At 31.9% G+C, this 25,167-nt stretch carries 27 protein-coding genes; 11 read left to right on the plus strand and 16 right to left on the minus strand.

The genetic code is table 11. The annotated features are described in order from the left end of the window. Window positions 1-27: 27 nt before the first annotated feature. The 8 genes from OIU80_RS17020 to OIU80_RS17055 form a co-directional block, all read right to left on the minus strand. On the minus strand, window positions 28-360 hold the full coding sequence (locus OIU80_RS17020; protein WP_264288184.1) for a DMT family transporter: 333 nt from the start codon (window positions 358-360) through the stop codon (window positions 28-30). 65 nt (window positions 361-425) lie between these two features. Beyond that, window positions 426-1,037 carry a hypothetical protein gene (locus OIU80_RS17025; RefSeq protein ID WP_264288185.1) on the minus strand — a complete coding sequence of 204 codons (612 nt, stop codon included), beginning with the start codon at window positions 1,035-1,037 and terminating at the stop codon, window positions 426-428. A gap of 2 nt (window positions 1,038-1,039) precedes the next feature. Continuing rightward, a complete protein-coding gene (locus tag OIU80_RS17030) occupies window positions 1,040-1,630 on the minus strand; it encodes an SMI1/KNR4 family protein (protein ID WP_264288186.1) in 591 nt (196 codons plus the stop codon). 4 nt (window positions 1,631-1,634) lie between these two features. Further along, a complete protein-coding gene (locus OIU80_RS17035) occupies window positions 1,635-2,093 on the minus strand; it encodes a hypothetical protein (protein WP_264288187.1) in 459 nt (152 codons plus the stop codon). A gap of 45 nt (window positions 2,094-2,138) precedes the next feature. After that, window positions 2,139-3,230, minus strand: a complete 1,092-nt coding sequence (locus OIU80_RS17040) for a WG repeat-containing protein (protein WP_264288188.1) — start codon at window positions 3,228-3,230, stop codon at window positions 2,139-2,141. Window positions 3,231-3,240: 10 nt separating this feature from the next. Continuing rightward, window positions 3,241-3,864: a hypothetical protein gene (locus OIU80_RS17045; protein ID WP_195737790.1), complete on the minus strand. Its 624-nt coding sequence runs from the start codon at window positions 3,862-3,864 to the stop codon at window positions 3,241-3,243. 6 nt (window positions 3,865-3,870) lie between these two features. Further along, window positions 3,871-4,155, minus strand: coding sequence for a hypothetical protein (locus OIU80_RS17050; RefSeq protein WP_264288189.1), 285 nt, complete (start codon window positions 4,153-4,155; stop codon window positions 3,871-3,873). A 229-nt stretch (window positions 4,156-4,384) separates the two neighbouring features. After that, the gene (locus OIU80_RS17055) at window positions 4,385-4,951 is read right to left on the minus strand and encodes a hypothetical protein (protein WP_264288190.1); all 567 of its coding nucleotides are present in this window, start codon (window positions 4,949-4,951) and stop codon (window positions 4,385-4,387) included. 344 nt (window positions 4,952-5,295) lie between these two features. Between OIU80_RS17055 and OIU80_RS17060 the strand changes: the two genes are divergently transcribed. Continuing rightward, window positions 5,296-7,140 (plus strand): hypothetical protein, encoded by a 1,845-nt coding sequence (locus OIU80_RS17060; protein WP_264288191.1) that lies wholly within the window; start codon window positions 5,296-5,298, stop codon window positions 7,138-7,140. Between the two features lie 60 nt (window positions 7,141-7,200). On the opposite strand, the gene OIU80_RS17065 is transcribed toward OIU80_RS17060, so the two are convergent. From OIU80_RS17065 to ahcY, 3 genes are all read right to left on the minus strand, one after another. Beyond that, entirely contained in the window at window positions 7,201-7,686 is a 486-nt protein-coding gene (locus OIU80_RS17065; protein ID WP_264288192.1) for a hypothetical protein, read from the minus strand. Window positions 7,687-7,964: 278 nt separating this feature from the next. Beyond that, entirely contained in the window at window positions 7,965-10,283 is a 2,319-nt protein-coding gene (locus OIU80_RS17070) for a patatin-like phospholipase family protein (RefSeq protein ID WP_264288193.1), read from the minus strand. Window positions 10,284-10,460: 177 nt separating this feature from the next. Beyond that, entirely contained in the window at window positions 10,461-11,777 is a 1,317-nt protein-coding gene (gene ahcY, locus OIU80_RS17075) for an adenosylhomocysteinase (RefSeq protein WP_264288194.1), read from the minus strand. Window positions 11,778-12,075: 298 nt separating this feature from the next. Between ahcY and OIU80_RS17080 the strand changes: the two genes are divergently transcribed. Then, complete coding sequence (locus OIU80_RS17080; protein ID WP_264288195.1) at window positions 12,076-12,708, plus strand: 4'-phosphopantetheinyl transferase family protein; 633 nt, start codon at window positions 12,076-12,078, stop codon at window positions 12,706-12,708. A gap of 472 nt (window positions 12,709-13,180) precedes the next feature. Here OIU80_RS17080 and OIU80_RS17085 read toward each other — a convergent pair whose 3' ends face one another. From OIU80_RS17085 to OIU80_RS17095, 3 genes are all read right to left on the minus strand, one after another. Beyond that, a complete protein-coding gene (locus OIU80_RS17085; protein ID WP_264288196.1) occupies window positions 13,181-13,570 on the minus strand; it encodes a group III truncated hemoglobin in 390 nt (129 codons plus the stop codon). 2 nt (window positions 13,571-13,572) lie between these two features. Continuing rightward, window positions 13,573-13,854: a hypothetical protein gene (locus OIU80_RS17090; protein WP_264288197.1), complete on the minus strand. Its 282-nt coding sequence runs from the start codon at window positions 13,852-13,854 to the stop codon at window positions 13,573-13,575. Between the two features lie 75 nt (window positions 13,855-13,929). After that, on the minus strand, window positions 13,930-14,526 hold the full coding sequence (locus tag OIU80_RS17095; protein WP_264288198.1) for a Crp/Fnr family transcriptional regulator: 597 nt from the start codon (window positions 14,524-14,526) through the stop codon (window positions 13,930-13,932). Window positions 14,527-14,621: 95 nt separating this feature from the next. Between OIU80_RS17095 and OIU80_RS17100 the strand changes: the two genes are divergently transcribed. The 5 genes from OIU80_RS17100 to OIU80_RS17120 all read left to right on the plus strand — a co-directional run bounded on the left by OIU80_RS17100 (window position 14,622) and on the right by OIU80_RS17120 (window position 20,934). Next, window positions 14,622-15,350, plus strand: coding sequence for a geranylgeranylglyceryl/heptaprenylglyceryl phosphate synthase (locus OIU80_RS17100; RefSeq protein WP_264288199.1), 729 nt, complete (start codon window positions 14,622-14,624; stop codon window positions 15,348-15,350). A 32-nt stretch (window positions 15,351-15,382) separates the two neighbouring features. After that, window positions 15,383-16,006 carry a nicotinamide riboside transporter PnuC gene (pnuC, locus tag OIU80_RS17105; protein ID WP_264288200.1) on the plus strand — a complete coding sequence of 208 codons (624 nt, stop codon included), beginning with the start codon at window positions 15,383-15,385 and terminating at the stop codon, window positions 16,004-16,006. Beyond that, entirely contained in the window at window positions 15,967-18,075 is a 2,109-nt protein-coding gene (locus OIU80_RS17110) for a DUF4301 family protein (RefSeq protein ID WP_264288201.1), read from the plus strand. Before pnuC ends, OIU80_RS17110 begins: the two co-directional genes overlap by 40 nt. Continuing rightward, window positions 18,075-18,479 (plus strand): alternative ribosome rescue aminoacyl-tRNA hydrolase ArfB, encoded by a 405-nt coding sequence (gene arfB, locus OIU80_RS17115; protein ID WP_264288202.1) that lies wholly within the window; start codon window positions 18,075-18,077, stop codon window positions 18,477-18,479. The genes OIU80_RS17110 and arfB overlap by 1 nt, the downstream gene beginning before the upstream one ends. 259 nt (window positions 18,480-18,738) lie before the next feature. Then, the gene (locus OIU80_RS17120; RefSeq protein WP_264288203.1) at window positions 18,739-20,934 is read left to right on the plus strand and encodes a TonB-dependent receptor; all 2,196 of its coding nucleotides are present in this window, start codon (window positions 18,739-18,741) and stop codon (window positions 20,932-20,934) included. 58 nt (window positions 20,935-20,992) lie between these two features. On the opposite strand, the gene OIU80_RS17125 is transcribed toward OIU80_RS17120, so the two are convergent. Continuing rightward, a complete protein-coding gene (locus OIU80_RS17125; protein ID WP_264288204.1) occupies window positions 20,993-21,409 on the minus strand; it encodes a Rieske (2Fe-2S) protein in 417 nt (138 codons plus the stop codon). Between the two features lie 156 nt (window positions 21,410-21,565). Between OIU80_RS17125 and greA the strand changes: the two genes are divergently transcribed. Continuing rightward, window positions 21,566-22,042 (plus strand): transcription elongation factor GreA, encoded by a 477-nt coding sequence (gene greA, locus OIU80_RS17130; protein ID WP_264288205.1) that lies wholly within the window; start codon window positions 21,566-21,568, stop codon window positions 22,040-22,042. 66 nt (window positions 22,043-22,108) lie between these two features. Then, window positions 22,109-22,495, plus strand: a complete 387-nt coding sequence (locus tag OIU80_RS17135) for an HIT family protein (RefSeq protein ID WP_264288206.1) — start codon at window positions 22,109-22,111, stop codon at window positions 22,493-22,495. A 68-nt stretch (window positions 22,496-22,563) separates the two neighbouring features. Here OIU80_RS17135 and OIU80_RS17140 read toward each other — a convergent pair whose 3' ends face one another. Beyond that, entirely contained in the window at window positions 22,564-23,718 is a 1,155-nt protein-coding gene (locus OIU80_RS17140) for a sensor histidine kinase (protein ID WP_264288207.1), read from the minus strand. Window positions 23,719-23,875: 157 nt separating this feature from the next. Between OIU80_RS17140 and OIU80_RS17145 the strand changes: the two genes are divergently transcribed. After that, window positions 23,876-24,760, plus strand: coding sequence for a flavin reductase family protein (locus OIU80_RS17145; RefSeq protein WP_264288208.1), 885 nt, complete (start codon window positions 23,876-23,878; stop codon window positions 24,758-24,760). 23 nt (window positions 24,761-24,783) lie between these two features. After that, window positions 24,784-25,152 (plus strand): DUF3127 domain-containing protein, encoded by a 369-nt coding sequence (locus OIU80_RS17150; RefSeq protein WP_264288209.1) that lies wholly within the window; start codon window positions 24,784-24,786, stop codon window positions 25,150-25,152. The last annotated feature ends 15 nt before the right edge of the window (window positions 25,153-25,167 follow it).

Below are 25,167 nucleotides of genomic sequence, written 5' to 3' on the forward strand. Positions count from 1 at the left end.
ATGCTTTTTGATAGTTTATTTTTTAATCTAATGTGATGCAGTTTTAGAAAAAACATTGATAACAATAACACCTATTATAATTAATGCCAATCCGATTATTGCGGGTAAATCGGGAATTTGTTTAAAAAATACAGCCCCAATAATGGTAATCAATACAATTCCAACTCCAGACCAAATAGCATATGCAACTCCAACAGGAATTGTTCTTATAGCAAAACTCAGGAAGTAAAATGCACCTGCATATCCGATAAATGTTATTATGCTTGGGAGAAGTTGAGTAAACTGTTCTGATTTTTTTAATGCCGAAGTTGCAATGATTTCAAATATAATGGCAATCCCTAAAAATAAAAAGTTTTTCATAATTCACGTTTTTACAAAGTTAGCTTTTGTATTTTAGTGAAAAGAAGAATTCGTTGAATATTGTTTTATTTTTTACCAGTTACAAACACATTAATATCTTCAATTGCATCTTCTATTCTTCCGTTAATAGCTTCATCGTCTTTTCTGCTTTCAAATGCTTTTAGAACTTTTTCTTTATCTATAACTCTATGTATTCTGGCAATATGTCCGAGACAGGTAACAGCCAAGCCACTTATATCAGGATTTTTATTTTCGAGTAATTCGATGCATAAATCCTGAACCCATTCCCAGTTTTGGTTATGGAAAGTTGTTTCTAGTAATGTATTTATAACTATAGTAGCATCTTTAGATTTTAATTTCTTTTCGATTTCATCGCTTTCATGTTGAATTCCGTTTTCATCAATTCGGCAGCACCATTTCGCAATTTCAAATAAATTAGAATGATTTCTCTCTACGATTCCACTTGCAATTAAATTGTCTTTAAAACCATTTGGTTGTTCATCATCCATATAAATAGCAATTTCCATTCCTTCTCTCAATTCAACTTCAACTCCTACGGAATTTAATTTTTTATCTTTTTGAGATAATAATACCAAATCAAAGTCAATCATTTCATTAAAGTCAACATAGATTCTCGATTTTTTGACAACCTCCTGATAGTTTTTTATTGTGGTCATATTTATTTTGTTTTAAGACCTAATTCTTTAATTTTATTTTCAAGTGTTCGTTTTGTCAATAAATAATCTTTTGGTGTAATGTTATTTCTGTTAGTATTCAACTCGTTAAGTTGTTTATGAAGTTCAATTACTTGTTTTTCATCTTCAGTAAGTTCTATTTTAGGATAAAGAATATCTAGTTCATCTTCAATATTAATTGTTTTGCTAAGTACTTCTTTTAATGTCTTTCCAATAATAATAGAACTTTCGTATTCCAAAACACCTGCACTTACAGCTACAAGATTAATGTTTGTCGGATTCCTAAAGTCGTAGGCATAAAATATTCCACCACCGTTAAAAGCAATAGGCATAAAGAGAGGTGTGTATTTATCAAATTGATATTCAATATAAAAGTCGCTTATTTCGTATAAAGAGAAATAACCAAATTCGCGGTCACCATTTATTATTCCGCCTCCATTAGAGTGCTGTAATAATTCTTGTAATTCAATTGGTAAGAAAAACTTATCAGGAAGTTCTTTATTCCAGATCTGTGCTGAGTTTGTTTCTGTAAATCCTTTTTGTTTATCGAAAAAAGTATAGTTGTCGTACCACATAGCTTTAAGATTTATTAATTTTATTTAAATCTACTTTTACAAGAAGTTCTCCTGAATCTTGGTCAATATAACGATAGGGAATATTAGGTCCCAAACCACGAAAAGGACCATCTTTGTGATTTAATAAAGCTGAAAATCTTCCGCAGCATTCTAATGTTATGTAACTAAAATTAGAATCACAACTACTAATTTGAACATTAATCCATTGCGGAACTTTATCATTTCGCCATAAATAATCAATTACTGTTAATTCTGTCGCGGGATTAATTGAACTTGACTCATTAATTTTATCATCAGGATAAATTTCTTCATCGTCTTCTAATTCATTTCCATCGTATGAGCAATTGGTTTTAATTATGAATTTATAAACATGCGGTAATTTGTTTGTTACCATTTCCTGCGTAAAATCAATAAGGCCATCAAGGGCTTTTTTTAAACTGATTTTAAAATCTTCTTTTGTCATAATTTGTTTTTTGAGAAGGATTCTAAAAATCCAATAATCTAAAAACTATTTAAGTTTTCCTTTACGTATCGAAACACTTATTAACTGATATCCATTTTCGGTTCTTAAAAAATCAAAATGATCTTGCGTGGAATCTTTTTTATCACGGTGAGTAATAATAATACTCTTTATTGGGTATTTCCAATCTTTAGATTCATTACAATTATTAAAGTACTGATCGTATTTGTCTGCTTCGTAGATAAATTGATTCAACCCATTGGTTGTAACAAAGTAATCACAAGTAGGATTATTAAGTTCCAGTAATTTATCTTTTATGAGTTTATAGTTTTTATTAATGAATGTAGTTTTTGGTTCATTTATCCAGCCAATTGGTTCTTTCCAATAAAAGATTTCTTCATAGGAATGTTTTAGTAAATTGTCTTTGGATAAATCGGATAGTAAACTGTTTTTTAACCATAATGTAAACTCTTTGTCATAATTTATAAACGAATAATATTGTCCATCCACACCAAGAAAACTATCTCTTGTTGGGTCTTTGCTAGGTTCTTTAGATTTTTCTACGGAATAAAAATTCAGCTCATCATTAGACACAAAGTTCTCAATCAGGATTTTATTATTGATGTCAATAAGATTGTCGTCTCCACCAGCCCAGCTAAAATGACCATCAGTTCCTGGTGCCATTGCTTTTTCTGCTCCTTTTAGCGCTATAATCATTCCGTTTATAGCTTTGGTTAAGTTGCTGTATTCGGCAGGAACTACAATTTTACCATCACGATTAAACATTCCCATTTTATCCGTTTTGTGATCTCTAAATCTGATAAAACCTTCATTCTCGCAATCAGGACCATTATCGAATATGTACAAACTATCTCGACCAACTATTTTGCCTGATTTTGTTAGGTAATAGCTTTTCCAGCTTTGATTTTCTTCTTCGGTTACAACAATGATATCATCAAATTTATTGGCAATTGTCATCCCCATAAATTTAGGTTCGATTTTAATCATACCGTTTTTATCTTTATATCCGGTATGTGTGGTGTCTTTATCCCAAAAGGCAGTCCATGTATCTTCTTTGCTTTGTGCAAATAACGTACAGTTTATAAAGAGAAATATATAAAGCAGAAAAATGCGTTTCATTGCTGTTAGTCTATTTAAAATCGTATTCGTAATTTATTTCTTTTAAATCTTCTTCTAGTAATTCCCAATCTTCAATTTCATCTACAATAGACAAAACCATTTCTTTGGTTAAGACCTTACCTTCATAGATTTCGGTTACGGTTTTTAACGGAATTCCTGTTTCTTCAAAATACTCGCTTGCCCAATCGATGTATGTTTGTGGATTTCCATCAAAAATAGCGAGTAAATCTTCTGAATTATCATTGAAATCTTTAACCTCTCCAACTTCCCAATTTTCGGTTTCATTTGTCCATAAACAAAATGTTGTGCCGTTTGTGACAACTGGTTCATCAAAAATAAATTGATTATAAATTTCAGGCAGATTCTTAGTCAAATCACTTTTTTGATTATATTGAAATTCGTGTGCAAAACCACTAATTACGCAATGATTTTCAAGAAAAAGAATATCCATTAAATCGCCAGATCCATCTCTCATGCCGAAGTACTCTTCATCTTCTGCCCATTTAGAGTTGTATAAGTAATAGCGATATTCCCATTCTTGACAAATAATAGCATCTAATACAGAAATTGCTTTGCAGATATGCTGTAATGATTTTTTATCGGGTAATAATTTAAAGTCTTTAGTAGAAATCATGTTTGTTTATATTTTATCAGTTTCGAACTGAATTTCTTTGGCTTCGTCATAACAATCGGAGCATAATATCTTAAAATCGGCTAGAGTTTCAAATGCTTCATTCCATTCTTCACCATTATCCAATAGCCATTGTTCGCATAATCCGCACCAAGCAATTTGAGGTAGGTCTTCTTCTGCTTCGGAATAAAAAAAGCCAACTTTTTCTTTTTTGTCTATTGCCATTGCAAGATGAATACAGGCAAAAGACATATCTTTTGATCCATGTTGCTCACATAAAACTTTTTCAATCATATTTTTAATCTAATCAGGTTTATTTACATTATAAGTGGTTGAGGTTTTAAAATATTCAAGTCCATTAAGTTGATATCGTCAACTAATTCCTGATTTGATTTTAAAGTATTTTTTTATTCTAATAATGTTTCATAGCTAATATATAAATATTATCTAGGAATTACTTCCTGGTTGTAAAAAGATAAACCCTCACATTTCAGCGAGGGTTTATTATGTTAAAAGATTTGGTTTAATTTTTAGAAGCTTTCTTTTGTTGTTCTTTTTCTGTTTGTTTCTTTTTTTTCTCTTCTTCTCTAGCCCTTTTTTCTTCTTCTTCTTTTTTGGCTAGTTCTTCTTTTTCTGACTTAGCAGTTTCTACTTGTTTTTTTAAGTCGTCTACTTTTTTAGAACTTGATTCTAGTTTCGTTCTGCTTTTGTTTCGTTTTTCTTCAGACTTTGTTATTTTCTTTTCAGATTTTTCGATGTCTTTTTGAAGCTCAGGATTATTATTGTTTTTAAGAGTAGCCAATTTATCTTGATTTGTTTTTAAATCAGCATTTAATTTCTCCGTTTTCTCTTCTAGCTTCTTTTTATTTTTTTCCTCTTTGGCTAATTTGCTTTCAGCAGTCTGAATTTTATTTGTCTGTGACATCATATTTCTCATTTGCCATTGCTGATCCGATGTTCTACGCTCAGTTGCCCATTTTTGATTCTGATTGTTCATTTGCTGGTGCATGGCTCTAGCTTGGTTGTTGAATTGCGCAGAAGCAAAAAATGGTAACATTAATAATAGCATTAAAATAAAGCGTGTTTTCATGATTTGGGTTTAGTTTAGTTTGTAGGATCCAAATGTAGATTTATATTTTAAAAATTATTCAAAAATATCTGATTAATTTTTACGTGCTATTATCATTTGCGTGAGGGATAGGAGCAAGCTACCGAAGTAGCGCGGATAGTCCGACACCATTAAAGAAAGAGCCAATGAACGTAATGCTCATCGGCTCTTTTTTTAATGGTGGTACGCCCAAATTTTAGATTAAAAAAAAGAAACCCCGATAAGTTTTTTAAACTTGTTGGGATTGAGATAATGTCTCGTAATTTTCTTGTCTATTAGATTTGGATTTTTCGTACAAAAAACTGTACTTTTCAAAAAAAAAACAAATGAATAGAATTGTATTGATTTTAATGGGCTTTAGTCTTTCTGTGTTTTCCCAAAATAAGGAACCTAGTAAAGAGGAAAAAGAGATGATTTATAAAATTACTTATGAAATAAGTAAAGCAACCTTTAAAGTTCCTGATTTTCCTTTTAAAAAAGTAAATAGAAGAATTGATGAAATTCAAAAGAAAATTATCCAATCTGAAGAGGTAATAAATTCTTCAGTAGATACTCTTATCTCACGAGGGGTTTTGAAATTGGAGAAATCTGAATATGGATATGACTTGTTGTTTAATTCTCGATTTCCATCTTATTATAAAGAGAATGAAGAGGTTTATATTGTAGATTTTCACCCTGTAACAAGCAAGTTGTTTAATTTGAAAAAAGAGTTGATTGAAATTAAGAATGTTGGCGGAACTTCTTTTGGAAGCGAGTTTATGGGTAAATACAAAAACGGAAAAGTCACTAATTTGAATTATACGACCCTGCGTAAGCAAGATCAGGTAAATAATGCAGTAAACTTTAAAAACAATAATGAGCTTTCTGAAATTCAAGGGAGTGTGATTTACAATATTAAATTCATTACTGATTATTCTCAGGTAAAGCTTTCTCAAAAGGATATAGGGAGTAAATTCAGATTAAATGATATTGAATATAAGTTAATTGATATTATTAATAATGTGGTTCTGATAGAAGTAGTCGATTCGAAAAATCTCGATAGAAACAATAAAATTCATTTGATAAATTATGATGAAATAGGTAATGTATTGGTCAATTACAGCGATAAGGAAGTGGCAGAATTAAAGAAGAAAAATAAAAAAATCAATGATAAAAGGGCAGGTTATAGTGATTTAAGCGGGAATGTAAATAAACGCGTTTTTGATGCTTTTAAAGCCAATCCAGCAATGACTTTTGAAGAATATCAAAAAACATTCACTATTGACGATATAGTAAATCAAGAAGGCAAGTATATTTTTATCGAAACTATCGCCCCAATTAAAAATGATTTTGTTCTTTATGAACCTATTTATGGCATAGAAAGGACTTTTGAGATGATTCCGAATTTGAAAGAGCCTGAGCCTAAAAAAATGATGGCAGCAGATTACAATGCACCACAATTATCTGCAGAATGGGATGAGAAATTATTCGGAAACATTAAAGAGTACACGGAGAATTTTTACTATGCAATCAAAAAGAACGGCAAGTATGTAAAAGGTAAAATGCAAAATTATACCACCTATAAAAAGAATTCAAATGGAGAGTTTGTGAAAGATGAAATGTTTCCTAAAAAATCTGATTATCCAGAGAACAAGTATAATAGTTTGAAACAAAAGATAGAATCGATAATGTATGATGACGAAGAAAATGTTCTTGGTAAAACAATCTATAGTTACGGGCCAGAAAATAAAGTATTAGAAGAGAAAAGTTATTCTTCGGATAATGATACTTTAAGAAATGTGGTAAAATATGAATATAATAAAAATCGCATTATAAAAACAAGCTTTTCTTATGATTATCAGGGAGGAGAAACGCAATTAACCGAGTCTCAAGATGAATTAGTTTATGATGAAAAAGGAAACCTTATAGAAGAACATTCGAAGAATAATAAAGAGGATTCTGTTTATTTGGATGAGATGGTAATTTATAGAAAATACAACTCTGAGAATAGAAGAATAGAAGAATCAAGTTCGGATTCCTTTTTTGGGGATGGAAAAATTAAGTTAACTACAAAACTGGAATATCTTAAAATTGATAATCAAAAAAACTGGACTGAAATGTTTTTTGAGGGATCGCTAAGTTCAGAAAAGTCAGAAGCTAGTTTTGTTGAGCGAATTTTTGTCTACGAATAAGGAGCAGTGCTAAAAACAAAACCCGACAGATTTTTAAAATCTGTCGGGTTTGAGATATTATTAATAATCTTCTTCTCTTTTAAATTTGGCTTCTTCCATTGCTATTTCAAGGTCTGTTACTTTTTTTGATCTTGACTCTATCAAAATTTTAATTTTGTTTAGTTCATTCTGAATTTTAGCTATTTGCTCCTTGGTTCTTTCAATATTTTTTTGGCGATCAGAATTATTAGTATTCTTCAAAGCATTTTTAAGATTTAGTAATTTTTCTTGTTTTGTTTTTAAATCATCTTTTTTTTCTTGTGCTTCATTTTCCAGTTTTTTCAGTTTTCGCTCTTCTCTTACTAATTTGGCTTCAGCATTTTCTATGCGATTTCGAGAAAGAGGCTTCAAAAGAAGTGTTTTCGGAAGCTCTATATAGGAATTTTGTTGTTGTAGTTTTTGTTCTGCTTGATTCTTTGCTTGATTTAGCATTTTATCTTTTTCTATATCTGTTATAAAATGATGGGTTTGTGCACTTACAAAAAGAGGTAATGTATTTATAATCAATGTAATGAAGAAGGTTCTCGTAATTTGGTTTTGGATTTCAAAAATATACTTAAATTTCAAAAAGAATGTCGAATATCTGATTAATTTTTACGTGCTATTATCATTTGCGTGAGGGATAGGAGCAAGCTACCGAAGTAGCGCGGATAGCCCGACAGCATTAAAGAAAGAGCCAATGAACGTAATGCTCATCGGCTCTTTTTTTAATGGTGGTACGCCCAAATTTTAGATTTATGAGTTTAGATTAAAAAAAAGAAACCCAATTTAGTTATGAGATTTTTTTAAGGATTGAGTGACAATCCGACACTAAAAAACAATCGTACTTTGTCGATATTATTTATCCAGGAAGTATCAAAATGAATAGGACCCAAAATTGACTGATAGGAAATAGAAGCTCCTCCGGATATTACAAGGCTAGGGTCAGAGATATCATCCCAATTTCCTTTGGGGCTAAATACCTTGTTAATGTATTTATCAAAAGATTCAAACCCAACAGTCGCGATATTAAAATGGGGAGTTAGATAAATTTTTCCCATAAGATTTATTTGAGAAGCAATTTTTAAGCCCATATATTGTGAAACATTGAGTTCGTCTTCATGTAAGCCAGGAAATGAAAAACGATTACTACCTGAGCTTGGTATGTTTCCTCCTAAGAAATATTTTGATGCATAACCAAAATCCGAAAATGAGATTTGATTGTCTTTAAGTTTATCCTCAAAAATAAAATAAGAATCAAACCCAATGATTCCTGTAATTTTCTTTTTTAAGAGTGTTCTCTTTTCAAAGCTGAAGCCAAATTTTGTATAACCATTGGTTGCACCAGATATGCTTGTTCGATCAGGGTCGTTAAAAGAGGTGTAGACATCTGATAATAATGATCGGGTTACATTTGCTTTTATAATTGTTCCATTTTCAGCAAAGAAAACTTTATCCATATCATTGTAGGAATAATGCATGTTTAATTCTATACTGTTTAAGGAGTAATTCGTAATATCGATTGAGTTAGGATTGTATTCTCTGTCGTATTTTGGTTTTAAATGGGCGTATTGATAGTGTAAACCGTAGCCAAAATAACTTTCTAGTGAATTTAAATTTCTGTTGATTTCATTATTAAATTCTAATGAATTATAAAGTACATTATCCGAAGCTTTACCGTTAAAATAAATCTCTTGCCTTAAAAAGGCTCCATAAAGTTCAGATGACCACCACCAATCTCTATTTTTTCCAAAATTTTTCTGAAAATTGATTCGTGCTTTTGGTTGCTCTGCAATATCGACTGTTAAAAGGAGACGAGATGCTCTGGCAAGAACATTTCTGGCGGTGTAATTAAAAATGATTCCAACGCCTCGGTAAGTGTCGTAATGTACCGATGTGTTCAGTTGGTTTTTGGCACGTTCATGACCAAATATTGTGACTCCTAGCTTGTTGTCATCTTTGATGAAATAGCTGTATGTAATCTCATCAAAAAGATTAGTACCCATTGCTCTGTTAATGCCTGCTATTAAATCTTTGTTGGTATATTTTACATTAGTTTTGAGATTTGTTCTTCCTAATACCAACGCAAGGTTTTCTGGACTGATTTTTTTGTAAACAATAGTGTCAAGAATAAATTCTGCAGGTATGTTTGGTAATTCGTGAGTTCGTTGTGTGTATCCTTTTAATTTTTCGGATAATGCAATTAGAGCTGGAAGGTTTTCTGCTGTTGCAATTTTACCATCTTTATAGATTTCTTCGCTATCAGAAAAATCTGCTGTAGAAAAACGTAAGTTTGGTAGGTGATCTACTAAGATATTACAGAGTTTTCGGTTTGCTGGGTTCTTAATATTACTCGGAAACATACTGGTTTGAGTCAATATAGTTATAAGATTGTTCAGTTTGTCTATTGGTTCCAATCCACCTCCAACATCACTACCAATAATAATGTCAGCCCCCATTTGTTGGGCGACATCTGTCGGAAAATTATTCAATACTCCTCCGTCGACTAATACTGTTTTTCCGTAAGTCATAGGCTTGAAAATACCTGGTAATGACATACTCGCTCTCATGGCATAAGCTAAATTGCCTTTGCTTAGAATAACCTCTTTTCCTTCGGCCAAATCGGTAGCCATGGCTCTAAACGGTATTGGCAGGCTGTCAAAATCTTTAATATTATATACCGGATAGGTTAATTCTGAAAGATATTCTCTTAAATTCTGATCATTTAAAAGTGAGCCAACGCTGTTTAGTTTTTTATCTTTAATTCCTATTCCAACTAAATATCTCTGGAATTCTCTTTTTTCCTCTACGCTTACAGATCTTAACGACTGGCCTCCGCCAAATAATTTATCCCAATTAATATCTTTGGTTAATTTTTCGATACTATCACCAGAATAGCCCATTGCATACAAACCTCCTATAATGCTTCCCATACTATTTCCGACAATAAGATCAGGAACGATGTGCAAAGAATCTAGTTTTTGTAAAAGTGGAATATGTGCAATTCCTTTTGCTCCACCACCACTTAAGACTAAAACGACTTTAGGTTTCTTTTCTTGAGAAAGAATAATTTGTGGGAGAGTAAGTAAAAATAAGAAGACGAATAAATAAGATGTTTTTTGCAAGATTACAACGTTTATGTATTTGAGAAATTGAGACTTATTCTATAAAGGTATAATTTTTTTAGAAGAAATGTTTTTGTGCATAAAAATAAACGATTTACTTATTTTGGAAAGAGGCTATAAAACGAAAAACCCTCACATTTCTGCAAGGGTTTTAATCTTAGTACTAAAAACGTAATACTAATATCTGTAATATTCTGGTTTGAATGGACCTTCAACTGGAACACCAATATAAGCAGCTTGATCGTCACGTAAAGTTTCCAATTCAACTCCTAATTTAGCTAAGTGCAAAGCAGCAACTTTTTCATCTAAATGTTTTGGTAACATATAAACGTCATTGTTGTAAGCAGCGCTATTTTTCCATAATTCGATTTGAGCTAGAGTTTGGTTTGTAAATGAGTTACTCATTACAAAACTTGGGTGACCTGTAGCACAACCAAGGTTTACTAAACGACCTTCAGCAAGAATGATGATGTCTTTTCCAGCGATAGTATATTTATCAACTTGTGGTTTGATTTCGATTTTAGATGCACCGTGGTTTTTGTTCAACCAAGCCATATCAATTTCGTTATCAAAGTGACCAATGTTACAAACAACAGTTTTGTCTTTCATTTGCTCGAAGTGCTCACCAAGAACGATATCTTTATTTCCAGTAGTTGTAATGATGATATCAGCATTAGCAATTACAGTGTTTAATTTTTTAACTTCATAACCGTCCATTGCAGCTTGTAAAGCACAAATAGGGTCAATTTCAGTAACAGTTACAATAGATCCAGCACCTCTAAAAGAAGCAGCAGTTCCTTTTCCAACATCACCGTATCCACAAACGATAACTCTTTTACCAGCTAACATTAAGTCAGTTGCACGACGTACAGCATCTACAGCAGATTCTTTACAACCGTATTTGTTATCAAATTTAGATTTAGTAACAGAGTCATTAATGTTGATTGCAGGCATTGGTAAAGTTCCAGCTTTTACTCTTTCGTAAAGTCTGTGAACTCCAGTTGTAGTTTCTTCAGACAATCCTTTGATTCCAGGAACCAATTCTGGGAAACGGTCAATAACCATGTTTGTTAAATCTCCACCATCATCAAGAATCATGTTCAATGGTTTTCTATCTTCACCAAAGAATAAAGTTTGCTCAATACACCAGTCAAATGACTGCTCATCAAGACCTTTCCAAGCATAAACTTGAATTCCAGCAGCAGCAATAGCAGCAGCAGCCTGATCCTGAGTAGAGAAAATGTTACAAGAAGACCAAGTAACCTCAGCTCCAAGAGCGATTAAAGTTTCGATTAAAACTGCAGTCTGGATAGTCATGTGTAAACATCCAGCAATACGAGCACCTTTAAGAGGTTGTTCGTCTTTATATTCAGCACGAAGAGCCATTAAACCTGGCATTTCCGCTTCAGCTAATTCAATTTCTTTTCTTCCCCAAGTCGCTAGAGAGATGTCTTTTACTTTGAAAGCCACAAAAGGCGTAGTTGTAGTACTCATTTATAGTATATTTGTATATTGTAAAATTTTTGCAAATTTACGGAATAGGTTTTTAATTTTGACTACTTTCTATAAGATTTGTGAAATGTTTAATTTCTTAATCTTTTGAACTTTAGCTAAATAATTTACTTGTTGTAAGAAGATATTGAAAGTGAGAAGCTATTTCCTGCTGTCCGCTATATCTTTTCCTGGCTAAAGAAGCCAGAAAAAGGATGCCGCTTCCATCAGGGCTAAAAAGACCAGAAATTAAATTAGAAATTCAGTTTTCAAATCAGGAAAATAATTCACAATTAAAAAAATGCCTTTACATCAAACAATACAATTTACCCCAACAACACAAATTTTAATTTGGAAGATAACTGAGTCTTTCGAAGAGTTGCTTGATAAAGTAGTTTTAAAAGAAAAAACACAACTTCGTTTAAACGGAATGAAATCTCAAATGCACCAGCGAGCCTTTTTAAGCGTACGTATGCTTATTCAGGAAATGGGCTTTACGGATCATGATTTGCATTATGACGAATTTGGAAAACCATATTTGAGCTGTCATAATTATATATCAATCACACATTCACATAATTTCGCAGCAATTATCATCAGTGAAGAAACTGTAGGGATCGATATGGAATTGCAACGTGAAAAAATTCTCCGAATCGCTGATAAATTTGTCGATAGAGAATTCGATTATTTAAACCCAGATGTATTAGAAGAATACATAAAAAAACTCACCGTAATTTGGGGAGCCAAAGAAGCTATTTTCAAAATCCGAAACGAAAAAGGAATCAGTTTTAAAGACCACATTCGAGTGAACTCCTTTTCGCTCGAAGAAAACAAAACATTGGCAAGTCTACATTTTGATGATTTAGTAAAAGACTTTGTAGTGTATTATGAAGAAATCGAAAACTTTACTTTGGTTTATGCACTGGAGAAGTAGTTTTTAGTATTCAGTCGCAGTTTACAGTTTCAGTTTCTAGCCCCAGTAATCAGTAAAGTTCAACATATAATCTGCTAAATCCACCAAATCTGCGTGCTAAAAACAGTCACGGTTTTCAGTTCCAGTAATCAGTTGCGACTTTATTTAGTATTCAGTTTCAGTAAAAAAACAGTTTCAGCTAATCAGTAAAGCCAACATATAATCTGCTAAATCCGCCAAATCTGCGTGCTAAAAACAGTCACGGTTTTCAGTTCCAGTAATCAGTTGCGACTTTATTTAGTAATCAGTTTCAGTAAAAAATAGTTTCAGCTAATCAGTAAAACCAACATATAATCTGCTAAATCCGCCAAATCTGCGTGCTAAAAACAGTCACGGTTTTCAGTTCCAGTAATCATACAACTTTAAAAACTTTTAGCGTCACTTCGTGTTTTCTTTGTGAAACTTAGCGTAATAATCTTAGAATAATAATTACCTATCCCTTCGGGCGATTTTCAAGCATACTTAAATAAAGAAATGTACTCATTTTTCGAGCTCTTCGTTTAAGAATATCTACATGTTCTCCTTCAAAAAGCTCGTCTAGAGTTTCAAACCATACATTTAGCCAAATCCCAAATTCATGTGATGAGATTTGATGGTTAAAATGACCATCAACTTTATTGTGAGCTTCAATAGGATTGCCTTTATATTTTTTGACAGCAAATAAATTGGTTTCCCAAAAATCAGTTAGTTTCTCTAAGTGTTCCTCCCAATCTTTAATCATATCATTAAAATAAAAGCCAATTTCAGTATTGGCTCTTATTTTTGTATAGAAAGTGTTTACCAGAAGTGAAATGTCGTCTCTGTTTTCTATTTGTTTTTTCATAACTAAATGTTATTTATAATAATAAACAAGGTGCTAAAAAATACGCTTGTTATAATTAGGTTAAAAACCGTTTTATGGCTCATTTGTGCCAGAATAGAAGTATTAGCAATGATATTAGCAAATACAATTATGGCAAGCTGAATCATTTGTGTTAGAGAAGTTCCATTAGCAAGGGTAAACATTGCAGCTGCTGCACCAAGACAGCTTTGCCCAATTATTGCCATGGTTGCAGAACCGATGTAACTTTTATTAAAATTTTCGAATGTTGAGTTATAAAGTGTCATGATATATAATTTTAGAATAACAAAGTTACATTCATGATACGCTTCGCATTTATGACTCAAATCATAAAGGAATAATTATCGATACACTTTCCTGTTTATGATTTTTAATTCGCCTTTTTTCTCTAGTGATTTTATAGCACGTATAACAGTTTCAACTCGAAGGCCAGATAAATCTCCAATTTGTTGTCTAGTAAAATTGATGAGGTAGCCGTTAGCATCTTTCTTAAAATTAAAATTGGCAATAGCATAATCGATCAATCGTAACACACGGTGTTCTGGTTCATGAGTAGATATTTCGGCGGCCATTACCGATTTATAATACAATCGCTGTGCTAAGTTTTCGATAATCTTAATACTTATAGCAGGGTTTTCATTTAGTAACTTCATGAAACTTTCCTTAGGAACACAAAGTATTTCAGCATCTTCTACAACAACTGCACTAGCTGGATATTTTTGGTTTAAGAATAAAGGAGGTTCGCCAAAAGATTGGTCTTTATAAAAGATTCCCTGAATAAATTCTCGACCATCATCATTATAATTGTTCATCTTTACTTCACCCGAAAGAATCTGAAAATAGTACTTAGGTAATTTTCCTTCTTCAAAAATAATAGTTGTTTTTGCAAATTTTTTCTGTATTACGCCATATTTTTCTAGTAACTCCGTAGCAATCATAAGCTTGTTTCTTTCGTTAGTTAAAGCGAATACACAAATATAATTGATTCAAAATAGTTCTCTAGCATAAAAAAACTTTTACTTTTACACTCGTTATGGAACAAAAAGTACAAGACATATACAAACAAATACGATTAGCCAAAGTCGAGGATCGAAAATTACTAGCGATTCTTTTGGATCCAGATAAAATAAATTGGCAAAATTTTGATAATTTGTTACTAAAAATAAACCAATCTCCAGCTACACATATTTTTGTGGGAGGGAGTTTAGTCGAAAGTACCATTTTAGAAGATTTAGTTTTTCAATTAAAATTAAAAACTAATTTTCCAATCATAATTTTCCCAGGTGATCCATCGCAAATTTCAGGACAAGCTGATGCAATTTTATTTTTGTCGTTGTTGTCAGGTCGAAATCCAGATTATTTAATAGAGTATCAGGTTCAGGCAGCGCCGATTTTAAAAAAAATGAATTTAGAAATTATTCCAACAGGCTACCTTTTAATTGAGAGCGGAAATGAAACGGCAGTTGCAAGAGTTAGTAAGACAAAGCCATTGGATAGAACAAATCTTGATTTGGCATTAGCAACCGCTCAGGCAGGCGAAATGTTAGGAAATAAATTAATCTATCTGGAAGCGGGAAGTGGGGCAAAACAAGCCGTCCCGTTAGAAATGATTCGACTAATCTCTCAAAATGTAAATATACCCATAATTGTTGGTGGTGGAATTGTAGCTTTGTCACAAATTCAAAAAGCTTACGAAATGGGGGCAGATTTAGTAGTTATAGGAACAGCTTTTGAAAACGATATTCATTTTTTTGAATCGTAAGTTCTTTTATGTAATAAAAACAAACAAGCTCAATGATTGATTTTTTTCTTAATGCGTATAAAAATGTTCCACTTTGGCATATAGGACTCGAGTTCCTTGTGTTTGTGTTTGGAATATTAAGTGTTTGGTTTGCTAAAAAAGAAAATATCTGGGTATATCCTACAGGATTAATTGCTACAATTATTTCTGTTTATTTACTTTATATTGCAGGTTACCTAGGAGACATGATGATTAATGGGTATTTCTCGATTATGAGTATTTATGGCTGGTATAACTGGTCAAAAGGAACTGGCCAGGAAGATAATTTGCCGATTACGCGTACCAACAATAAAGAAAAAATAATAGGCATTGCCTTGTTTTGTATTACAATTTTTGTAGTTTTCGGAATCTATAAATTTTTTGATTACGAGTTACATAAAGATAACTATGTCGATATTCTTGCCTCAGGCATATTCTTTACTGGAATGTGGTATATGGCAAAGAAAAAGATAGAAAATTGGACTCTTTGGATTATTGGCGACATTATTGTAGTGCCTTTATATGCATATCGTGGGTTAGGAATGTTATCGTTCCAATATTTAATTTTTACAATTTTGGCTATTTCAGCTTATTTAGAATGGAAGAAAATCTTAAACAACAAGATACAAGAATATTAAAATTTGCTTTGTTTGGCCCAGAGAGTACCGGTAAAACGACTTTAGCTCAGCAACTTGCTTCGTATTATGAAACAGAGTGGGTGCCTGAGTTTGCACGTGATTATCTTCAGGAAAAATGGGAAGAAAATCAGCATATTTGTGTAGAAGAAGATATGATGCCAATTGCTTACGGACAAACCAAATTAGAAAACGATAAATTAGTTTTAGCAAGTAAATTTTTATTTTGTGATACTAATCTTATGGTAACCAAGGTGTTCTCAGAGATGTATTATGATTATTGTAATCCATTGTTAAATGAAGCTGCATTAGAGCACGAATATGATTTGTTTTTTCTTACTGATATCGATGTTCCTTGGGAAAAAGACGATATACGAGATAGTCCAAAAGAACGAGAAAGTGTTTTTTCAGTTTTTAAAGAAACATTAATAGAGACTAAAAAACCGTATATAACCCTTTCGGGAAATAAAAAATCACGATTGGCCAAAGCAGTAGAAATCATTAATAATTTAGTACTTGCTAAAGAATTAGGGTTTTCTTCGGCAGATTTTGTACAAATCTATGAGCATGGTATTTCTTTTGAAAAGATAAAGAAACAATTGCAGATTTTTAAAAACGGAATTAATAAAAGCCATCTAATAAGTCCAGCAACAGTTTCAAATGGAATTTTGAGTCTATCAGAAGCAGATTTTGAAACAAAAGCTATTTTGTTTGATGCTAATAAAGCAACTTTAAAATTAAAAAAATTCGTTCCAGCATCAGGGGCGGCGAGTAGAATGTTTAAGTTTTTGAGTGCTTTCTTAAATGATTTTAATATTGAAAAAGAAAGCATTAATGCTTATATCAATAGAAAAAAAGAAAGTCAATTATCTCTTTTTATTATAGGGATGGATAAGTTTCCTTTCTTTGAAACTGTAGATAAAAAATTAAAAAAAGTATATCCTGATTTTGATTCTTTGGGTACAGATTATAAAAATTATTATTTTATAAAAATGTTATTGGCTTCAGATTATTTTGACTTTGCCAATAAACCAAAAGCTGTTTTGCCTTTTCATCAATATAAAACTCATATTGCAAATCCTATAGAGGAACATTTGCATGAATGTGCTTATTACGCCAGTTCAAATTCGGTTTCAAATTTACATTTTACGGTTTCAGAAATACATCAGAGTCAATTTGAAGAATGTGTAGCCATTGTTAAAACGAAATTTGAACAAGAGTCAGGAACAAAAATAGATATTAGTTATTCCTATCAAAATAAAAGTACGGACTCAATTACGGTTGATTTAGAGAATAAACCAGTTAGAACAGAAGAAGGGAAATTGGTTTTTAGACCAGGTGGACATGGTGCTTTGATTGACAATTTAAATAATCTGGACGCCGATGTTATTTTTATTAAGAACATTGATAATGTGATTCAAAACCATGTCGATAAAATTGCTTTATATAAAAAAGCCTTAGCAGGTATCTTAATAGAACTACAGAAGAAAGTTTTTGGTTACCTAATTGAAATCGAAAATCAAGAAATAACAGAAGAAAAAATTGTTGAGGTAGTTTTGTTTTTAAAGCAAAATTTAAATATAAAAATAGATTTTGAAAAGCTGACTTTTGAAAGTAAATTAGACATAATGAGAGAAGTGCTGAATAGACCAATCCGCGTATGTGGAATGGTGAAAAATGAAGGGGAGCCAGGAGGAGGCCCATTTTGGGTTCAGGATGAAAAAGGAGTGATTTCGCTTCAGATTGTAGAAGCTTCTCAGGTAGATTTAGCAGATAAAAATCAAGCAGCGATTTTAGCAAATGCAACTCATTTTAATCCAGTAGATTTGGTTTGCGGTATCAAAAATTATAAAAATGAAAAGTTTGATTTAACAAAATTTATAAATCATAACGCAGGTTTTATAGTCGAAAAAAGCGTTGGTAAAGATAGTGTGAAAGGATACGAATTACCAGGATTGTGGAATGGAGCAATGGCAAATTGGCTAACCGTTTTTGTGGCGGTACCAATAATTACTTTTAATCCTGTGAAAACAGTAAACGATTTATTAAAACCAGCACATCAGCCACAATAATGGAAATAGAAAAAATTGTTACAGAGCTAACTTATAAAGCTGTTCGCAGCAGTGGTGCAGGTGGACAGAATGTGAATAAAGTGTCCTCGAAGGTAGTTTTAACTTTTGATTTACGGAATTCACAATCTTTATCAGATGAAGAAAAAACACTTTTGGAAATAAAATTAACGACAAGACTAACATCAGAAGCTATTTTGATATTGAATTGCGATGAAGACAGAAGTCAATTAAAAAATAAAAGCATTGTAACAAAACGGTTTTTAGAATTGATTAAAAATGCTTTAATAATTCAGAAACCTCGAAAAGCAACGAAGATTCCAAAAGCTGTAATTCGTAAGCGAATTAAGGATAAAAAAAACATTTCGGAAATTAAGAAATCTAGGAAAAAACCAAATTTAGATTAGTGTTTTTTTGATTTTAGTTAATTTAAAAAATCAAATAGACAAACAGTCAAAATATCTAAAAATCTTTTCTACTTTTGCGACGTCTCAAAGGGGTGCTCTAAATAACGAGCTGAGATCATACCCAAAGAACCTGAGCAAGTAATGTTGCTAAGGGAAAAAATGACAATTGTTGGCGTACATGCTATATTTTGTCATGAAACAATCATTTATTAATTTAACAAAAGAATAATTCCCCCTTTTATTCGTAATCTTTTTACGGATGAATACTATTTTTATTAAAGGTACTTTTATAGGTACAAAGGTGCCAAGGTACAAAGGTACAAAGGCAAAAAACTTCAAGACTTTTTTCTTAATTTTATTTTCTTTCTTCTATTCTCTTTCTTCTACCTCTCAAGTACAAGATACTACCAAAGTAAATCAGCTTGATAATGTATTAGTTTCGGCGGTGCGTGTTACTACAAAAACACCAGTTAGTTTTAGTAATTTAAATAAAAAAGATATTAAATTCAGAAATTTAGGCCAGGATATTCCTGTACTTATGAATTATATGCCATCGGTCGTTACCACTTCAGATGCAGGGAACGGAATAGGTTATTCCGGAATCCGTGTACGAGGGAGCGATGCAACGAGGGTAAATGTTACTATAAACGGAATTCCGTATAATGATGCGGAAAGTCAGGGAACATTTTGGGTGAATATGCCAGATTTTGCTTCTTCTGTAGAGAGTTTGCAATTACAAAGAGGTGTTGGTACCTCAACAAATGGGTCAGGTGCTTTTGGAGCAAGTTTGAATTTATTGACCGATAGTTATGCTGCAAAGGCTACGGGTGAAATAGCTACATCATTTGGTTCATTCAATACATTGAAAAATACAGTAAAGTTTAGCACAGGATTATTAAATGACCATTTTGAAATAGCGGGACGTTTATCTACAATAAAATCAGATGGATATATAGATAGAGCAAGTACCGATTTAAAATCATATTTCTTGCAAGGAACTTATGTAGGTAAAACGACTTTAATCAAAGCATTGGTTTTTGGAGGAACCGAAAAGACATATCAATCTTGGAATGGTATCGACGCAGAAACTTTAATTACCGACAGAACATATAACTCTGCAGGAAAGTATAAAGATGCATTAGGGAATACTCGTTTTTATGATAATGAAACAGATAATTATAATCAAAATCATTATCAATTACATTGGAGCGAATTTATATCCGAGAAATGGAGTACGAATTTTGCGCTTCACTATACTAAAGGAAAAGGATACTACGAAAATTATAAGTATGATGAACCAGTTGAAGGTTATGGAGGGATTCAACCAACTAAACTAGTAGATGATGGTTTTGGAGTTTTGGTTCCGGGTACCGATTTAATTCGTCAAAAATTGTTGGATAATGATTTTTACGGAACAACATTCTCTTTAAAGTATAAAGATGAAAAACTAGATGTAATTTTAGGAGGAGGTTGGAATAGATATGAAGGGGATCATTTTGGTAAAGTAATTTGGGCGAGAAATGCTGCTCAAACAGAACTTGGAGATCATTATTACGACGATCATTCGGTTAAAACAGACGGAAATATTTTTGCTAAAGCAAATTATCAATTAACTGAAAAATTGAGTTTCTACGGAGATCTGCAATACCGAAATGTGCAGTATAAAGCCAATAGCGCCGAAACAGGTTTAGTCGATGATAGTTTTAATTTTTTTAATCCTAAAGCGGGTTTAAATTATGAAATCAATTTAAAAAACACGTTGTATTTCTCTTATGCAAGAGCCAATCGTGAGCCAAACAGAACGGATTATGAAGGAGGGAATGTTAAACCAGAGAAATTAAATGATTTCGAGTTGGGTTGGAGATATAATTCAGATAAAGTGCAATTGACTTCAAATGTATATTATATGGGATATAAAGATCAGTTAATTTTAACAGGAAGGTTAGATGATGTTGGAGCTCCAATTCGCGCTAATACCGAAAAAAGTTACCGCTTAGGATTAGAAGTTGATGCTACTATTACCTTATCGGAGAAATTTATAATAAGACCAAATTTTACGTTGAGTAGCAATAAAAATATTGATTTAGCTATAGAAGGTGAAAATTATGGAACTACAAGTATAGCTTATTCTCCAGAAGTAATAGTAGGAAACATCATTGTTTACAAACCAATTGAAGGATTGTATGTTTCGCTATTGCAAAAGTATGTAGGAGAACAATACATGAATAATATAGAATTGCCAGCAGCTAAGTTAGTTGATTATTTTACAAACGATTTGAACGTTTCTTATGAAATTAAGCCTAAATCAATATTTAAATCAATAACTATAACAGGATTGGTAAATAATATTCTGGATAAAAAATATGTTTCAAACGGAGCCATGTGGGATATCTATCCATCTTATTATCCACAAGCAGGAATTAATTTCTTAGCAGGATTAACACTTAAGTTTTAAGCCAACTTAGTTTTATATTTAAAAAGCCTGAAAATTTATTTTTCAGGCTTTTTTATTTTTAGTTATAGATGCGTAATATATTTCCAGCTGCATCGACACGATATTGCTTCATAGGATACTCAAGATCACCTAATCCTGTATATAGATTATAAGAGCTTTTGTCACAGGAGCAAACAGCCATTATACCATCAATAGTCATGGCTTTACAAGATGATATGGCCTGATTAGGACAAGCGGCATCAAAAGCATTATAAGTCCCTTCACCTGTTTTCATTATGATTAATCCTTTAGCACCATAGTTCGGAATGAATACAGGATTACTAATGAATTTTAGGTCGCTATACAAAGGTAAGTTTGTATCTACAGTAAGATTTACTGAATAATTTGGAATGTTAGGATTCTTACTTCTTTCGCGACTATCACTACAGGATATGAGTAAGATAATAAACAGGGGTAAAAGCCAGATTTTTTTCATTGATTGTAAAAAGAATTAGTGTAACAAAAATAATTTAATTAGATTTGAAATCTATATGATTAACATATAATTATGTACTATTAAAAATAATAGTATCTTTGTAATAAGAAATCCCGTCCCGATGGGATTTTTTCTATTTATATAAACCATGAAGTTATGAGTAAAGTATCTTATTATACAGCAGAAGGATTAAAAAAGTTAAAAGATGAATTGGAGCACTTAAAAAGTGTAATGCGTCCGAAGGCATCTCAAGATATAGCCGAAGCAAGAGATAAAGGTGATTTATCTGAAAACGCAGAATATGACGCAGCTAAAGAAGCTCAAGGCTTGCTTGAAATGCGAATTTCTAAATTGGAAGAAGTGTATTCGAGCGCTAGATTAATCGATGAGTCGCAATTAGATGTTTCTAAAGCATTAGTGCTTTCTAATGTGAAAATTAAAAATCAAAGCAATGGTATGGAAATGACCTATACTCTTGTTGCTGAAAGTGAAGCAGATTTAAAAACAGGAAAAATATCAGTAACTTCTCCAATAGGAAAAGGTTTACTTGGTAAGTCAGTTGGAGAAATTGCCGAAATCACTGTCCCTAATGGTGTTTTGAAATTTGAAATACTAGAAATCACAAGAGACTAAATTTTTTAGCTTAACTGTTTAATCATTAAATCGGTTAAACGATTAACCAAATAAAAGAACGAAACAATGTCAATATTTACCAAAATAGTAAACGGAGAAATTCCAAGTTATAAAATTACTGAAGATGCTAATTTCTTAGCATTTTTAGATGTAAATCCAAATGCCAAAGGACATACACTTTGTATTCCGAAGCAGGAAATCGATAAGATTTTTGATATGGATGATGAACTATATCTTGGGTTAATGCAGTTTTCTAAGAAAGTTGCTATTGCTTTAGAAAAGACAGTTCCATGTAAAAGAGTAGGAATGGCAGTAGTGGGACTTGAAGTTCCTCATGCACATGTGCATTTAATTCCGCTTAACGAAATGGATGAAATGCGTTTCCATAATAAAGTATCACTTACTAAAGAAGAATTTGAAGATTTAGCCAAAAGTATTCAGGCAAATTTATAGTCTTAATTAGCAAGTTTTAAATAAAATAAAACCACAAATTCAATAAAAGAGTTTGTGGTTTTTTATTTTTATGAAGGAGAATTTACTTTGTAATTCAGTTGAATGATAGTTCCTTTACCAACTTCTGATTGCAAGACTTTTATTTTTCCACTATGATATTCTTCAACAATCCTTTTTGTTAAAGAAAGTCCAAGACCCCAACCTCTTTTTTTGGTCGTAAATCCGGGTTCAAATATGGTTTTAAATTGGTTCTTAGGAATTCCGATTCCTGTATCAGAAACATTTATTTTTACTAAGTTTCCATCTTGTTCAATTTTCAATGTCAAATTCCCTTTTCCTTTCATTGCATCAATGGCATTCTTTACCAAATTTTCGATAGTCCAACTATGAAGGATTGGATTAATCATAACCATAATTGGAGTTTTGGGCATCTGACAAGAGAAATTTACCTGTTTAGAAAAACGGGATTGTAAATAATCATAAGTATTTAATGTTTCCTGAACAATATCTTTGTTTTCAAGTACAGGAGTAGAGCCTATTTTCGAAAAACGATCTGTGATAGTTTGTAGGCGTTCGATGTCTTTCTCAATCTCAGAAGTAATAGATTCATCAATGTTTTCGGTTTTTAAGAATTCAACCCAGCCGATTAATGACGATAGAGGAGTTCCTATTTGATGTGCCGTTTCTTTAGCCATTCCTGCCCAGAGTTTATTTTGAGTAGCCATTTTTGTGCTTCTGTAAAAATTGTATACCAAGCCTCCAAACAAGAAAATAATCAACAATAGAGCAATGGGATAATATTTGAGTTTATTCAATAGTTCGGAATTACCATAATAAAGTTCCTGATGCTTTCCTGGGGCATATTCGATTACAATTGCTTCATTTTCCCGTTTTAATTTTTTTAAAAAGGAGGTAGCTCTATGTTTATCTTTTATAATAGTTTCATCAATATTTATAGCACTTATGATGCTATCTTTTTCGGTTAAAATAATAGGAATTGAAGTGTTGTTACTGAATATTTGAAGAGGTAATTCAACATCGCTATTTTCATCAGCGTTAATCAATGTTTTTTGAGCATTTGCCCAAAGATTCATTTTTAGCCGCTCTTCGTTTTTAAAAATTTGAAAAAAGGTGTAAGTATTCCAAAGAATTAAGGAAATAATCAAAAAGGAAGCGCAAATAATGATCCATCGGGTTGTATTTCTTCTTTCTGAAAAAAACATAAATTAAATTTTGAGGTATAAATATAACGAAATAAACACAGTATATATTTTGTATGCATACAAAGATTTTTATTTTTAAAATCAATAGACCTCTTTCGAAACTTAAACGATTTATGTACTTTTGTTGTCTTCTAAAAATGATTAGAAAAATAAAAGTATGATTAGTATTGATCCAAAGGAAATTCCGACTGCAAAATTGCAAGGTTATTTACAAAGTGCGGTTGGACCAAGGCCTATTGCTTTTGCGAGTACTATAGATAAAGACGGAAATCCGAATTTATCACCATTTAGTTTCTTCAATGTTTTTAGTGCCAATCCGCCAATTTTGGTTTTTTCACCATCTCGAAGAGTACGTGATAATTCTATAAAACATACTTTAATAAATGCAGAAGCAACACGGGAAGTCGTTATTAATGTAGTTAATTATGATATCGTGCAACAAACATCGTTGGCAAGTACAGAATATGCTGATGGAGTAAATGAATTTATAAAGTCGGGATTAACACAAATTCCGTCAGATATTGTAAAGCCATACAGAGTAAAAGAATCACCTGTACAGTTTGAATGCAAAGTAACTCAGATTATCCCTTTGGGTACTGAAGGTGGGGCAGGAAATCTTATTCTTTGTGAAGTAGTTAAAATACATATTCATGAAGCAATTTTAGATGAAAATGGAGCAATAGATCAATATAAAATAGACTTGGTTTCTCGTTTAGGCAGTAATTGGTATTCAAGATCAAATCAAGGGCTTTTTGAAGTTGAAAAACCACTTACAACTTTAGGAATAGGAGTAGATGCCGTACCAGATTTTGTAAAAGCAAGTTCTGTTTTTGATGGGAACGATTTAGGTAAATTAGGCAATATTGAAGCCTTGCCTACAACAGAAGAAGTTAGTATATTTGTGAAAGAAAACTTTTCTGTAAAAGGAGTATTGAGCTCAGATGATGAGGTAAAAGTACACCAAGAAGCTAAAAAGTATCTTAATGAAAACGATGTAATATCGGCCTGGAAAGTGCTTTTAGCTAAAAAAATAAAAAAATAAATAACAATTAAATAAAAACGGAGATGGAAGTTACAGGAAAAGTAAAAGTTGTTAATCCAGAACAACAAGTTAGTGCATCATTCAAGAAAAGAGAACTTGTAGTTACTACAGAAGAGCAATATCCTCAACATATCATGATCGAATTTACTCAAGATAAATGCGATTTGTTGAGTAGTTATAAAACAGGAGATCCAGTAAAAGTTTCAATTAACTTAAGAGGAAGAGAATGGGTTAATCCACAAGGAGAAACGAGATATTTTAATAGTATTCAAGGATGGAGAATTGAAAGATTAGATGCTACTCCAGCTCAAACACCTCCAATGCCAGCTGCAGAAGCTTTTGCTCCAGCAACAAACTTAAACGAAGACGAACCAGATGATTTACCATTTTAATCAATAGGTTTTGAT

The organism is Flavobacterium frigoritolerans (assembly GCF_025847275.1).
In the GTDB taxonomy this organism is placed as follows: Bacteria; Bacteroidota; Bacteroidia; order Flavobacteriales; family Flavobacteriaceae; genus Flavobacterium; species Flavobacterium frigoritolerans.